Below are 14151 nucleotides of genomic sequence, written 5' to 3'. Positions count from 1 at the left end.
GGAAAGAGTATGTGGGCAATGATTGCGACATGGAGAATGGCTTTAGAAGGTGTTTGTGAAGCCGGTGAATTATTGAAAAAGGGGAAAGGAGCCGGGGAAGTGGTTGAACAGGCAATTCGTATGGTTGAAGACTTTCCATATTATAAGTCAGTCGGTTATGGTGGCTTACCAAATGAAGAAATGATTGTTGAATTGGATGCCGGTTATATGGATGGAAATACCCTTTCTGTTGGAGCTGTTGCAGGGATTAAAGACTTCGCTAATCCAGTGTCCATTGCCAAGGAATTATCTAAGGATAATGTGAATTGTGTTTTAGTGGCTGAAGGGGCGGAAAAATACGCTAGTCAAAAGGGTTTTGAAAGAAAGACGATGTTGACAGAAAGAGCGAAAAAGCATTATCACAAGCGGGTTAAAAAGCTTCAAAGTCAAGAATTAAAGCCATACGATGGTCATGATACAGTGGGTGAAGTTGTTTTGGATCAAGCCGGGAAGGTTGTTGTGGCAACTTCAACGAGTGGATTATTTATGAAGAAGGCAGGGCGTATTGGCGATTCACCCATTGTTGGAGCTGGATTTTATGCTGACTCTGAAGTGGGTGGTGCTAGTGCAACCGGTCTTGGAGAAGATTTAATGAAGGGTTGTATCTCCTATGAAATTGTTCGCAAAATGAAAGAGGGTTTATCCCCACAGGAAGCCTGTCAAAAAGCAGTCAATGAATTAGATGAGAAACTAAAGAAATCTAAAGGCTTCTCGGGTGATTTAAGTGTTATTGCAATTGATAAAAATGGTCAGTTTGGTTGTGCAACGAATATTCAACAATTTTCTTTTGTGGTTTATCGACAGAATGAAGAAGCGGTTGTGTATTTAGCAGATAATGTGGATGGTGAAACAAAGATTTATCCGGCAAGTCAAGAATGGATGGATCAGTATATGCAAGAAAGGATGGCACCAATTACAGAATGATGAACGATATTTTTGAAGTGTGTGCAGGGAGTGTATCAGATTGCATACAGGCGGAGCTTGGTGGTGCTAATCGCGTGGAGTTAAATAGTGCTTTGAGTTTAGGGGGATTAACACCAAGCCTTGCGACTTTACAGCAAGTAAAAGCGAAGACGAGTCTTCCGGTCATTTGTATGGTTCGACCTCGACCGGCCGGATTTTGTTACGATAAAGTGGAAAAGGAAACGATGTTTCTAGATGCGAAGTTGTTATTGGAAAATGGAGCAGATGGTTTAGCCTTTGGTTTTTTACACAAGGATACCAGTATTGATGTGGATACCACAAAGCAAATGGTTGACTTAATTCATTCTTATCAAAAAGAAGCGGTTTTCCATCGGGCTTTTGATTGCGTGAATGCCCCTTTTATGGCAATTGAAAGATTGATTTCTTGTGCTGTGGATCGTCTTTTAACTAGTGGCTTACAAGCTAAAGCTATAGATGGTTCCGCATTGATTGCGAAGTTACAGAAATGCTATGGAGATAGAATTCAGTTATTAGCCGGCAGCGGCATCAATGCGAGTAACATTCTGGAGTTAAAGGAATTAACGAAGATTCATCAATTTCATTCGAGTTGTCGTGAGTGGAAGAAGGATTTAACGACCAGTGTTGGAAATGTGAGTTATGCTTTTCATGCGAAAGATGATTATGATATTGTAGGATTGGAGAATGTAAAAAGGATTGTATTGAAATTGAGGGGCAAATAGTTATGGAAGGTTTAGAACGAATTTGTTTTCAAATTATTGCTTCGATTGGGGAAGCACGGTATGCGTTTTTGAAAGTTTATCGTAGTGCAAGGCGCAAAGATGTAATAGAGGCTAAACAGTGCTTAGAAGAAGCGAATGTTTTTTTAACAAGGGACACCAAGCCCATGCGGAAGAACAGTTGATGAGTGCTGAAACATTGAAGTTGATTGCGGAAGAGGAAATCGCTTTTACGGAAGGATGATTAAATGAGTAAAGTAAAAAAGGAATTGTGTAAAAAAAATAAACAAGCAAATTTACAGGTAAACCAAAATTCTTTCATTGGTCGAAGAGGCTTGGCGTTTATCATTGATTATTTTATTACCAATCGTCTTTCTATTTTGGTAACAGCGATTGTATATGGTTTTATGAACCAAGGTAAAATTGAAATTTTAAAGAATTTTAATGGTATTCCCGCCAATCAGATAGTGATTCTTTTATTAAGTGTTTTAATGACCCATGGGTTTTACTTTATTTATGTTCCGGCTAAGATGACCAATGGGGCAACGATGATGCAAAAGGTATTGCAAGTTAGAGTGGTGAAAGAAGATGGTCAAAAAGCTTCTATAAAGGATTTTGCATGGCGTTATTTTGTGGGTTGTCTTCTTGTGGAAGGTTTGTTCTATGATGCCTTTAAAGTAATCGTGAGTGGGGTTTGTTATGGGATATTTCATGCACCGGATTTATTCACAAGTGCTATCAATGTTGTCAGTGCCACAAGTAGCTTGATTTCACTTGGTTATGCGTTTAAAGACCGTGGTCGTTTTCGATTGTTCCACGATAAGATTTCAAAAACAATTATGCAGGATGTTTACCAAGAAGCCGGAAAGATATTTTAAGGAACTGAAGAGTCTGCTTTAGCATGGAGTGGATTGCCCCATATAAGGCACTTAAAATTTCTCCACCGAAAACAACGAAGAACGAACAAAAGGTGTACCATATAAAGATATAAGGGTTATTTTTGAAAAATATGAAAATTGGGAAGGGATTAAAAGAGTTACGCTAACGTTTAAGCAGTAATTGAATTAGCATGAATAAAATTGAAAGATAAGGGCTAATGAAGATTGAGATATAAAAACTTTATGATTTTCATGGGACTATATGTGGTTAAAGTGGTTATTCTATCTGTAAATATGGTAAAAAGGGGGTATTAGATGAGTGCTAGAGTAGTATTAATAGGGGTGCTTGCTTTTTTAGGTTTTGCCTTCTTCGCTATTATATTGGGTACCTATATTTATTATAAAAGAGTCGATAAAAATGGAAAACAATTTGGAATGAAGCAGTCAATGAGCAGACAAATACTTCTAAAATGAGTATTAGTGAACTTATGGTATATGTTTCTGAAATACTTGTGGCAGGTCTTTTTAGTATACAAATCATGAAACGAGTAGGCTCGGGGTTTGCATCCTTGGCAAAATACATCCTTCTTCCACCGATTATGGCGTTATTTAATGCCCGAAAGCGTACGGGAAAATCATTTTTTTAACTTGTAGTAGCTTGTCTATCCGCCTTTTGGTTATTTTTCGCATATATAATTGTTGGGATTCCGATAAAAGCACCGATATTTCAGATTAACAATACGAAAATCACTATGGCACATACAACAGCTAAAGATTTAATCGATAACGGATTTGATATTTATATGAAACAGAATAGCAGTAATCACCGTGTCAAGTATGATGAATTACTTTCTTCCGGCAAATTTAAGAAATATATAGCGGACAGAAGTGTTTACGTAGAAAAAGGGTTTCATAGAGATACTGCCGATGTTCCGTATTTGCTGGCAAAGAACGGACTAGTTGTTGGCGGAGCATGGTTTTACGGTGATCAAGAAAAAGATACTGTACTTGAAGATTGTAAAATTGTTCATATACGCCTTGATGAAGAGTGCGTTAACGCCGCAAAGAGAAATAATGTAACTTATCAGTTGAATGGGGTTAATCTACTTACACCACTGGAATTAAACGAACTTAAAAAAACTTTTAATAAAAAATTGTGGTTGGTCCCTCGTAGCCCGAAAGATATAACGGAGTTGCACTATGGGATAAAGTGGACAACCGGAAGCGATCATCTCTTTTGGAATGAATATTTTTCCTATATTGATTATGATTGGAACAATAATATGACTTCCTTTAAAATTTCAAGTGCAATTGCACGCGATAAGGAAAGATAAATAGGACTGATTCAAAGATGTATGAAAGGCTTAGACATACAAAGCTGCTGTCAATAATTATTTATTGACATCCGTATGATAGAAAGTCGGGAAAGAGCTTATCGCTTCTGATAAAAAAGGTTGTAGAAATAGGAACTGAACCCCAATAAAACGACAACCTTTTAATATCCTGTATAAGAATATGTTCCCCATTTTTTTAATAATTGATGAATAGAGCCGCCAAAACGACGATTGACTTGTTGTGATACGAAAGCTCTATGGGTAGCTGGGGTATCCGAACCTGCGTATCCAGCCGCCAATTGTCCAAAGCCGGCGCCTTCGATACGGTGGATAACATAAACCGCTTCAGCCGTGGATAAGCTATCAATGAGTTTATCCAAACCGGTTACTTGATGATAAGTAGAACCCCTAGAGTGACCGGGAATTCTTAATAACATATTAATAGCTAATTGAGCATTTGGAGATGCTTTTTCAACTAGTAAGCCACGACTATTAAATTGAAGACCGCCTATTTCCGCCTTTGCGAGTGACGATTCATCAATGGTTGGGTGCTCTTTACTTAGCCTTTTCGCTGTCTTAGCCATCGTAGCTTCTTTTCGTGCCTTAACCACTTCCGCCGGTGTAACCACTTTAACGGTTAATTTTGTATCGAATTGAATACCATTTGTGTCAATAGCTTTATAATGCACAAAATAGGTTCCGTCCTTCTTCATGTCCACAGTGCCTTGAGTTGTTAAAACGGGTAGGACATTGGTTTCATCGTAAATCGAGGAAACATGAGTCGAGGGATTAAAGTCATCACCATTGTTAACAACAACAGTATCACTCTTTAATTTAATGACCGGCTTATTTGAAGGATTGACTTTCAATAAAATCTTTTTTGTAAAAGAATAACCGATGTTTTTATCCGAATCCTTTTCATCTATATTGAAAAGGCGAGCTTTCACAACGACCTGTTGAAAACCAACCTTACCAGGTATAAAATCTTGCGCTTCTAATAAACTCTTTTCAATTGAAATCTTATCCAAATGAATAGAAGAATCAGTCTTTGATACAGCTTGGATAACCTCTTTTTTTATCGTTTCAAAAGGTTCAGGATCATTCATAGACACTTCAAAGATGGAAATATAATCTTCTTCCACCGCTTTTGTTGGCTTCATAGAGGGTACCAAACAAAGAAGAGAAATTCCTGCTCCCATCAAAATCTTAAGGATTTTTTTCTTTCGCATAGCCTCATTATACTGTAAATGAACGGAATACTTCAAATTAAGCCTGTGGAAGTTCAAACTGGCCGGTATATAAATGATGGTAGAAACCATGTTTGGCTAATAAGCTGTCGTGATTACCTTGTTCAATAATGTGACCATCTTTCATGACTAAAATCATATCAGCATGACGAATGGTAGAAAGACGATGAGCTACCACAAAGGAAGTTCTTCCTTTCATCAGATTATCAAAGGCTTGTTGAATCTGAATTTCGGTTCTTGTATCAATAGAAGAAGTTGCTTCATCCAGTATCAACATTGGTGGTAAACACAACATAACCCTAGTCATGCACAATAACTGCTTCTCTCCTTGGGACATACCGGACTCATCCACTTCCGTATCAAAGCCCTTTGCTAAGCGCATAATAAAATCATAACTATGAGACTCTTTAGCAGCTTGAAGAATTTCTTCTTCACTTGCTTCCGGTTTACCAAGCATGATATTTTCACGAATGGTTCCATTTTGAATCCAAGTATCTTGTAAGACCATGCCAAAATTCTTGCGTAGTTCATGGCGGGAAATGGAATGAATGTCTTGACCATCAATTTGAATAGAACCGGCTTGAATGTCATAGAAACGCATCAATAAATTGATGAAGGTTGTTTTCCCACATCCGGTTGGACCAACGATTGCAATGCGCATACCTGGTTTCGCTTCCACATTAAAATTTTTAATAAAAGGTTTATCAGGACGATAACTAAAAGAAACATCTTGCACATTGACATGACCTTTGGAAATACCTAATGTACCGGTCGCATCGGCACTTTCGGCTTGTTGCTCCATAATTTCAAAAATACGAGAAGCACAAGCTAGGGCATTTTGTAGTTCAGTAATAACTGAACTAATATCATTAAATGGTTTCATATATTGGTTGGCATAGCCTAGTAAAACGGATAAGCCGCCAACCGTTAGTTGTGCGGATAAAATAGAAAAGCTACCAACCAAAGCTACCAAGGCATAAATTACTCCATTCACAAAACGGGTGGAAGGATTGACTAGGGAAGAAAAGAAGATAGCTTTTTCAGTTGTTTTTTGGAGTTTTTGGTCAATGTGTTTGAAGCGAAGCTTCGCTTTTTCTTGATAGCCAAAGGCTTGTACCGTTTTTTCTTCACCAATCATTTCTTCAATAAGACCGGTTTGCTCACCACGAATAGAAGATTGTTCTTTGAATAGATGGAAAGAGTGAGAAGCGATAAATTTTGCGACAAAGAAACTAATAGGCGTTAAAAGAATAACAATAAGACTAATCAACCAAGACTTTGAAATCATAAAAATCAAGGTAGCGATAATTGTAACAACGCCACTAAATAGTTGTGAAAAGCCTACTAATAAACTATCTCCAATCTGATCACAATCCGCAATGATACGACTTTCCATATCTCCAATGGAATGAGTATCTAAATATTGTAGAGGTAAGTGTTGGACTTTATTCATCGAATCACAGCGCAAATCACGAACAATTCGATAGCTTAGTTTATTATTGATTAAATTCATAAACCAAGTAGAAAGACTTGTGATTAGTATGATTATCACAATATTTCTAAGAGTTTGAAGAAGAATAGATAGTTGAAGTTGACCGGCATGGATGGTGTTATCAATAGCTTTGCCAAATAAAATGGGCACATACAACATTAAAATGGATGAAACAGTTGCTAATCCACAGCTAAAGAATAAGAGAATGCGGTATTGTCCCATATAGCGAAATAGTTTCTTTAAGCTAGATGTATCGGCTTCTTGTATCTTGCGCATAAGTTCTCCTTTCTATTTAGTTGGGAAATTGGGAGTTATAAATTTCTTGGTAAACGGCACATTCTTTTAATAGATCAGCATGCTTGCCTTGTCCAACGAGTTGACCATTATCCAAAACAAGGATGGTATCGCAATGTTTCAGGGATGAAATTCTTTGGCTGACGATAAAAATGGTTGTATTTTGAATGGAATCTAAGGCTTTTCGTAAAGAAGCATCGGTTGCTAAATCCAAGGCACTGGCGGAATCATCTAAGATTAGTATCTCCGGTTTACGCACTAAAGCTCTAGCGATGGTTAACCGTTGTTTCTGTCCGCCGGAAAGATTTTTACCACCTTGTTCTAATTGGAAATTCAATTGATCTTCTTTTTGTTCAACCACTTCTTTGGCTTGAGCTATGGTTAAGGCTTGCCACAATTCTTCATCACCAGCCTGTTGGTTGCCATACAGGAGATTTTCACGAATGCTTCCTTTGAATAAAACGGTTTTTTGAGGAACAATACCTATTTTTTGAATGAGCTGTTCTTGCGGATAATCTTTTACGGGGTAATTGTCTACAAGAATTTCACCTTGTTGGGCATCATAAAAACGAGGAATGAGTTGAACAAGAGTGGATTTACCGGAACCGGTGCCACCAATAATACCGATGGTTTCTTTTGGATGAGCGATAAAACTAACATGGTTTAAAGAAGGTTTGGCACCTTCTTCATAATAAAAACTAACATCTTTAAATTCCACTTTACCATGCGTTTGGCTAGCCAAATTCTTTTGTGCATATTGAATGGTAGATGGGATGTCTAAAATATCAGCCACACGCTCAGAACAAGCTAAAGCACGATTGATGGTCATAATCAAGGAAGCGAGTTTGATGAGTTCAATAATCATTTGGGTTGTGTAATTGTATAAAGCCACTAAATCACCTTGAGCCATAGTTCCGGATTGAATTTGAAGATAACCTGTGTAGATTAAGAAAACCGTTGCTAGATGGATGAGTAGATAAGTGACAGGATTTAAGAGAGCAGAAATGCGACCAACTTTTTCGGATAATTTTGTTAAAAGATTATTTTTATTTTGGAAGTTTTGATTGAAGGCTTCTTCTTTACAAAAAGCACGGATGACACGAACACCAGTTAGATTTTCTCTTGTGGCTTTCATCACTTCATCCAATTGAGCTTGAACTTTTTTGAAAAGAGGAATGCTAACGAACATGATCGCAAAGACGACGAAGAATAGGATGGGGATGGCAACCACAAATATCAAAGCGGCTTGGATATGGATGGTAAAAGCCATTATCATGGAACCGAACACCACAAAAGGACTTCTTAGCATCAAACGTAAAGCTAGATTCAAACCATTCTGTATAGTATTGATGTCAGAGGTTAAACGGGTGATTAAAGTGCTTTTGCCAACGTGATCTAATTCTTTATACGATAAATCTTGAATATGATTAAAAAGGGCTTGGCGGATTTGACTACAAATGCCGGCAGAAGCTTTTGCGGCAAAGTACTGAGCTAAGGTGGAAAAACCAAAGCCAATTATCGCTAAAGCAATCATTAGGAAAAAGCGGGAATAAAGGTAAGTGGATAAACCATTTTGAATACCATGATTGATCATATCCGCCACAAGGATAGGAATGAATAAGTCCATCAAGGCTTCCAGCATTTTAAATAAGGGAGCTAAAAGGATTTCTTTTTTGTATCCATGGGTATAACTGAATAATCGTTTCATAATTTTTAATTCTTTTCGTATTTAGGATATACTGAAGATACTATCCTGTAAAATATTGTTTTTATTCGTTAAGTATAGGGAAAAAATATGGAAATTAAGCAATTAGAATACTTTCGTTCAGTTGTCGAAAGTGGAACTATTTCAGCGGCCGCTAGGAAGTTAAATCTTTCTCAACCGCCTTTATCCTTTCAAATGAAGAAATTAGAGGAAGAATTGGGTTTACTCTTATTTGAAAGGGGTAGAAAAGAGATTCATTTAACTGAAGCAGGTCGTCTTTTGTATCAGAAATCCGGGGATTTACTACGAAGATTAGAGGCTTTAGAGTTTGAAGTAAAAGCAACTGGTCAGCATCCGATTTTAAGAATTGGTGCTACACCAACCACCATTTCACTTTTAATCCCCATGTTAAAGAAATTTCAGAAGGAACATCCACATATTCATTATGAGTTGTGGGATGAAAATAGTTATCGTTTGAATAGTCTTTTGAAAGAAGAAATGATTGATGTGGCTTTATTGAGAAGTCCGGTTTTCTTAGAAACGTTAGAGAGTCGTTTGGTTCAAAAGGAAAATATGGTTGCTGTATTTCATAAGCAATCATATTTACTTGAAAAGGCTAGTTTAAAGGAGGTTAGTCAATATCCTTTAATAGTGTATCGTCGCTATCAAAATTTAATTGTGTCGGCTTTAGAAAAACGTCATTTGAAATATCAAATTATTTGCTTGTGTGATGATGGAAGAGATGCGATTGAATTTGCCAAACCGGGAAATGGAATAGCAATTGTACCGGCTTCTTTGCAGGTATCGGATAAAGAGTTACAGTTGTTACCACTGCAAGAAAAGGACTTAGAAACGGAAATATTATTAGCTTGGAACGCCAAAAATTTATCCTTAGAAACAAATTTATTTTTAAGCTATTGCGTTAGAAAAATATATGGATAAACTGGATATGTGTTACAGGAGGAAAAGGTATGGGAAGAAGAGTTGGAACGGTTTCGAGGGGTATTCGTTGTCCAATCATTCGTGAAGGGGATGACTTAGCGCAGATTGTGGTTAATTCAGTTTTAGAAGCGGCGAAAAGTGAGCCTTTCTTCGTTCGTGATTGTGATGTCATCGCAGTAACGGAATCAGTGGTCGCAAGAAGTCAGGGCAACTACGCAAGTGTTGAAGCCATTGGTCAAGATATTCGCAACAAATTGGGTTCAGAAACGATTGGGGTTATTTTCCCGATTTTGTCACGAAATCGTTTTGCGACTTGTTTGAAAGGTATCTCCTTAGCAGCGAAAAAGATTGTATTGATGTTGTCATTTCCAAGAGATGAGGTTGGTAATCAATTGTTAACCGAAGAACAATTGGATGAACATCATATTGACCCTTATCAAACGGTATTGACTTTGGAAGAATATCGTAGCTTATTTGGGGAAAATAGACATCCATTTACGGATATTGATTATGTGGCTTATTATACCGAGGTGGTTCGCTCATCTGGAGCGGAAGTGGAATTTGTGTTCGCTAATCATGCGATTGAAATTTTGAACTACACAGATAAGGTTATTAATTGTGATATTCATACTCGCAAGAGAACGAAGCGTATTTTACAAGAGGCAGGTGCAACGGTTTGTTCGCTGGATGATATTTTAACTTCTTCTGTGAATGGTAGTGGTTATAATGCAAAATATGGTTTATTAGGTTCAAATAAGAGTAGGGAAGATAGGGTGAAGTTATTTCCAAATAAATGCCAAGATTTAGTAGAAGATATTCAAAAGAGTATATTAGAAAAAACAGGTAAGCATGTGGAAGTTATGGTCTATGGTGATGGGGCTTTTAAAGATCCGGTTGGTCAAATTTGGGAATTAGCCGATCCGGTGGTTTCCCCTGCTTATACAGAAGGCTTAAAAGGAACTCCTAATGAATTGAAATTGAAGTACTTAGCGGATAATGATTTCAAGGAATTGAGTGGTGAAGCTTTACGAAATGCGATTTCCGCTCGCATCCAAGAAAAAGATGACAACTTAGTTGGTCGAATGGAAACAGAGGGAACAACGCCAAGAAGATTGACAGATTTGATTGGTTCTTTATGTGACTTGACATCCGGTTCAGGCGATAAGGGAACGCCAATCGTATATATCCAAGGTTATTTCGATAATTACACCAATGAGTAATCGGAAACATAAAATAACACTTGCGTATGCCGGCATTCAGGGAAGCTATTCTATGAGTTATGCAGGCATTGGTTCTTTTGTGTCGGTGTATTTGTTGGCACAAGGCTTTTCAAATTCGGAAATTGGCTTATGTGTTAGTTTGGCGAATTTGTTGGCGGTATTTGTGCAACCGGTTTTAGCGGATTGGGCAGATCAGTCTAAGAAAGTGGAATTAACCGATATTATTTCTGGCATTGGCTTCTTTATGTTAGCTATGATTAGTGCCTTGTTTTGGACAAAAGGGCATACGCTTTTGGTGTTTGGATTATTTGTGTTAGCTTTAGCTGCTCATGGTTTATTACAACCGTTTATTAACGCCTTAAATCAGCGTTTTTCAAAGAAGGGGTATGCAATCAATTTTGGCTTATGTCGTTCAGCTGGTTCTGTTGGCTTTGCGATGGTAACGGGTTTGTTAGGACCGATTGTAATAATTTATGGGAATACTTCTATTCTTATCGCTTCCTTTGTGTGTTTGGCTTTATTATTGGTATCAAACTTTATGTGTCATAAGCTCATACGACAAGATACGAATGTTTCTTCTAATGAGGAAGCAGTAGAAGAGATTTCTTTAGGCACTTTTATTAGAAAGAATGTGTCTTTCATAATATTGAATTTAGGTGTGATGCTCGTTTTTTATCATGTGAATGCTTTAGGAGCTTTCTTGTTCCAAATGATAGAACCAATTGGTGCTGCGAAAACGGATATGGGTTTCTTATTTGCATTGATGGCAATGGTTGAGGTACCATCCATGGTCTTTTATAGTCATCTTCAAAGACGCTTTGGCTCGAAAAGGATGTTGATGGTTTCAATGCTTGGTTTTGTGGTCAAGTTTGGAATTTTCTGCTATGCAAAGGAAGTATGGATGTTGTATGTGTCACAAGCAATGCAGATGGTTGGCTATGCGATTTTCTATCCGGCAATGGTGAATTATACAGCGGAAATCATGAGTGAGAAAGAAGCGGTTAAGGGACAGGCTTTGTTTACCATTATGATGCTGGTGGCTGGTGTGATTAGTAATATCACAGGTGGTTATTTCCTAGATTATTTTGGTGTTCCTTTCTTTAACGCTGTTTGTTTCATAACTTGTGTTGTAGGTGCTGTTTTAGTTTGTATGATGGTACAAAAAATTGAAATTCCAAGTGAATAGTTGCTTGGAATTTTTTCTATTATGGCTTTAGCTTGTTGAGGACGCAAAGCGTACGAAATGATTTGTTTGTTTGCTCTAGTGCTACCAAAGTTATTGGGAATGGATAGGGGGTTGACTATCCTTCTTATTTGCGGAACTAGAAACTTGCTTGATTAGTTATATTTGGATTCGTAAATCTTATCGGAGTAAACTATTTGACACAATCAATTAGTTAGAAGTAGGATAATCACCGGAAAAGAGGTAATTATGGACTTAAAAGATAAATTGATTGCTTTAATGCCGGAAGAAGAGATTAAGAAAATTCCTTTCTTTGTGCGTGAACATGCGACAGGAGCTACCGCAGATAAAATTATGGATGAACATCCTGACTTAATGGAGAAGTTCAATGTTGAAAATCCAAGTGAAGAAGTTATCGTTGAAATTAAGAAGATAATTTCTACTATCTTTGATAAGAAGATGAAGAAACATGGTTTCAAATGAAAGGTTCACTTCCCGAGAGGTGAACCTTTTTTAATGATGACGCCAATTGATTTCCCAGGACATATCTCCATCTTTGTATACACGCGTTACTCTTGGTGTGATTAGAGAAATAATTTCATAAGAAATGGTATGTGTTTCTAAAGCCATTTGATTTAAAGAAATATGAGGGCCAAAGATTTCAACCGTATCTTCCAACGAAATCTTTTTTTCTAGTTTTACCATACATTGATCCATACAAATACGCCCAACAAGAGTACCATATTGACCATCCACATATACCTTTCTTCCTTGATTGATACGCAATAGACCATCCGCATAACCGATTGGTAAAGTCGCAATAACCTCATCTTTTTCAGTGGTATAAGTAGCACCATAACCAATGGTCTCACCAGCTCGAACGATTTTAACCATAATAGGTTTGGTGTACAAGGAAAGAGCTTCTTGTAAGCCATTATGATAAGCACTGTACCCATAAAGACCAATACCAACTCGTACCATATTTGTTAAATCATCTTTAAAGTACAACGAAGCATCTGAATTATCAGCATGAATGTAGCTGAAAGGATGCTCTAACTTAGTCACAATTTCTTTGAAATCATGGAATTGACGAGCGGTATTTTCTTTATCGCTATCCGATAGGTAATAATGGGTAAAGATACCATCGATTTGAGCCTTCTTATTTTGTAAGCTTAGTAAGGCAGCTTTGGTTTCAAAAAAGCTGGAAAAACCGATGCGGTTCATACCGGTATTCAGTTTAAGATGGATCCTTAAACCGGTTAAATCATGTTGTGAGAATTCTTTGACCCATTCATTTGAATAGGCTGTGACAGTAATGTGATTTTGGATAAGAACCTCTAAGTCTTCAACGTTGCTTCCTCCAAGGACTAAGATTTTTCCTTGAAAACCATGCTTTCGTAGAACAAGGGCTTCATCCACGGAAGAAACACCGATGAAACGAATACCAATATCAGCTAGTGTTTCCGCTAATTGAACATCACCACATCCATAAGCATTGGCTTTTAAAATAGCCATAACTTCTTTTTGTTGAAAAGATTGAACTTGTTGAATGTTGTGTTTGATTTTTCCTAAATCAATTTCAAACCAGGTTTGACGGTGCATCTTTTTTCTCCTTAGAATAATACGGAATAGTAATAAGCTTCATAAATAGCACTAACGCGTATTAAAAGACCAATTAAAGCATTTAAATTGGCGGTTAGCGAGAAAACTTCTAAACGAATAAACCGGGAAAGAAGAGTTAAGCTTGTCAGGATATGAAGGGCGTAGTTTCCATATAGAAGAAGTGCGTCACCAACTAAGATTGTGATTAGCATTAAAACGGCTCCTAAAATGGAGAATTTTTTTGTAACTCCACGACCAACTTTCTTTAGCAATAAAGCAATTGTATACGCAATCACAACATAAAATATATCCAAGCGGAAAGCAAACCACTTAGACACAAGATAGAATAAGTATCCAAATAAAACGGATGCAGGCAAACCAACAAGGATAGAAAGAAAGAAACGCTTGTTTTCGTCTTGGGTATTTAAGTTATAGATACGCATACGTACCTCCTTATTTTTTATATATGCCTATATGGTATCACAATCCCTTTGTCTAAAAAATGAAATCATTTCAAGGAAATTGTAAAATCCTGTACCTTATTTATAAACTTA

At 37.1% G+C, this 14151-nt stretch carries 16 protein-coding genes and 1 pseudogene; 12 read left to right on the top strand and 5 right to left on the bottom strand.

Features of this window, described 5'->3' with window-relative positions; genetic code table 11:
- Positions 1 to 9 precede the first annotated feature (9 nt).
- The 8 genes and pseudogenes from JOS54_RS06465 (at position 10) to JOS54_RS06435 (ending at position 3912) form a co-directional block, all read left to right on the top strand.
- Complete coding sequence (locus JOS54_RS06465; protein ID WP_203244783.1) at positions 10 to 963, top strand: N(4)-(beta-N-acetylglucosaminyl)-L-asparaginase; 954 nt, start codon at positions 10 to 12, stop codon at positions 961 to 963.
- Positions 963 to 1703 carry a copper homeostasis protein CutC gene (locus tag JOS54_RS06460; protein WP_203245798.1) on the top strand — a complete coding sequence of 247 codons (741 nt, stop codon included), beginning with the start codon at positions 963 to 965 and terminating at the stop codon, positions 1701 to 1703. Before JOS54_RS06465 ends, JOS54_RS06460 begins: the two co-directional genes overlap by 1 nt.
- Positions 1704 to 1705: 2 nt before the next feature.
- A pseudogene (locus JOS54_RS08025) lies at positions 1706 to 1792 on the top strand (PTS lactose/cellobiose transporter subunit IIA); the annotation flags it as partial.
- A gap of 29 nt (positions 1793 to 1821) precedes the next feature.
- A complete protein-coding gene (locus tag JOS54_RS07950; RefSeq protein WP_255520661.1) occupies positions 1822 to 1944 on the top strand; it encodes a hypothetical protein in 123 nt (40 codons plus the stop codon).
- A 4-nt stretch (positions 1945 to 1948) separates the two neighbouring features.
- Positions 1949 to 2578 (top strand): RDD family protein, encoded by a 630-nt coding sequence (locus JOS54_RS06450; protein ID WP_203244781.1) that lies wholly within the window; start codon positions 1949 to 1951, stop codon positions 2576 to 2578.
- Between the two features lie 315 nt (positions 2579 to 2893).
- On the top strand, positions 2894 to 3052 hold the full coding sequence (locus JOS54_RS06445) for a hypothetical protein (protein WP_203244780.1): 159 nt from the start codon (positions 2894 to 2896) through the stop codon (positions 3050 to 3052).
- On the top strand, positions 3049 to 3225 hold the full coding sequence (locus JOS54_RS06440; RefSeq protein ID WP_203244779.1) for a hypothetical protein: 177 nt from the start codon (positions 3049 to 3051) through the stop codon (positions 3223 to 3225). Before JOS54_RS06445 ends, JOS54_RS06440 begins: the two co-directional genes overlap by 4 nt.
- A gap of 105 nt (positions 3226 to 3330) precedes the next feature.
- Entirely contained in the window at positions 3331 to 3912 is a 582-nt protein-coding gene (locus JOS54_RS06435) for a hypothetical protein (RefSeq protein WP_203244778.1), read from the top strand.
- A 161-nt stretch (positions 3913 to 4073) separates the two neighbouring features.
- On the opposite strand, the gene JOS54_RS06430 is transcribed toward JOS54_RS06435, so the two are convergent.
- Genes JOS54_RS06430 through JOS54_RS06420 form a run of 3 tightly spaced genes read right to left on the bottom strand, consistent with a single transcriptional unit; the run spans position 4074 to position 8653 of the window.
- On the bottom strand, positions 4074 to 5141 hold the full coding sequence (locus JOS54_RS06430; protein ID WP_203244777.1) for an immunoglobulin-like domain-containing protein: 1068 nt from the start codon (positions 5139 to 5141) through the stop codon (positions 4074 to 4076).
- 37 nt (positions 5142 to 5178) lie between these two features.
- The gene (locus JOS54_RS06425) at positions 5179 to 6927 is read right to left on the bottom strand and encodes an ABC transporter ATP-binding protein (protein ID WP_203244776.1); all 1749 of its coding nucleotides are present in this window, start codon (positions 6925 to 6927) and stop codon (positions 5179 to 5181) included.
- A gap of 16 nt (positions 6928 to 6943) precedes the next feature.
- Complete coding sequence (locus tag JOS54_RS06420) at positions 6944 to 8653, bottom strand: ABC transporter ATP-binding protein (protein ID WP_203244775.1); 1710 nt, start codon at positions 8651 to 8653, stop codon at positions 6944 to 6946.
- Positions 8654 to 8740: 87 nt separating this feature from the next.
- Between JOS54_RS06420 and JOS54_RS06415 the strand changes: the two genes are divergently transcribed.
- The 4 genes from JOS54_RS06415 (at position 8741) to JOS54_RS06400 (ending at position 12478) form a co-directional block, all read left to right on the top strand.
- Entirely contained in the window at positions 8741 to 9592 is an 852-nt protein-coding gene (locus tag JOS54_RS06415) for a LysR family transcriptional regulator (protein ID WP_203244774.1), read from the top strand.
- Between the two features lie 29 nt (positions 9593 to 9621).
- Positions 9622 to 10812 carry a coenzyme F420-0:L-glutamate ligase gene (locus JOS54_RS06410; protein WP_203244773.1) on the top strand — a complete coding sequence of 397 codons (1191 nt, stop codon included), beginning with the start codon at positions 9622 to 9624 and terminating at the stop codon, positions 10810 to 10812.
- Positions 10805 to 11998 (top strand): MFS transporter, encoded by a 1194-nt coding sequence (locus tag JOS54_RS06405; protein ID WP_203244772.1) that lies wholly within the window; start codon positions 10805 to 10807, stop codon positions 11996 to 11998. Before JOS54_RS06410 ends, JOS54_RS06405 begins: the two co-directional genes overlap by 8 nt.
- Positions 11999 to 12244: 246 nt before the next feature.
- Positions 12245 to 12478, top strand: coding sequence for a hypothetical protein (locus JOS54_RS06400; RefSeq protein WP_203244771.1), 234 nt, complete (start codon positions 12245 to 12247; stop codon positions 12476 to 12478).
- A gap of 30 nt (positions 12479 to 12508) precedes the next feature.
- On the opposite strand, the gene alr is transcribed toward JOS54_RS06400, so the two are convergent.
- Positions 12509 to 13597 (bottom strand): alanine racemase, encoded by a 1089-nt coding sequence (gene alr / locus JOS54_RS06395; RefSeq protein WP_203244770.1) that lies wholly within the window; start codon positions 13595 to 13597, stop codon positions 12509 to 12511.
- Between the two features lie 11 nt (positions 13598 to 13608).
- Complete coding sequence (locus tag JOS54_RS06390; RefSeq protein WP_203244769.1) at positions 13609 to 14040, bottom strand: hypothetical protein; 432 nt, start codon at positions 14038 to 14040, stop codon at positions 13609 to 13611.
- Between the last annotated feature and the right edge of the window lie 111 nt (positions 14041 to 14151).

It is taken from the genome of Bulleidia sp. zg-1006, from assembly GCF_016812035.1.
In the GTDB taxonomy this organism is placed as follows: domain Bacteria; phylum Bacillota_I; class Bacilli_A; order Erysipelotrichales; family Erysipelotrichaceae; genus Bulleidia.
This window is presented reverse-complemented; position numbering and strand designations above follow the sequence as displayed.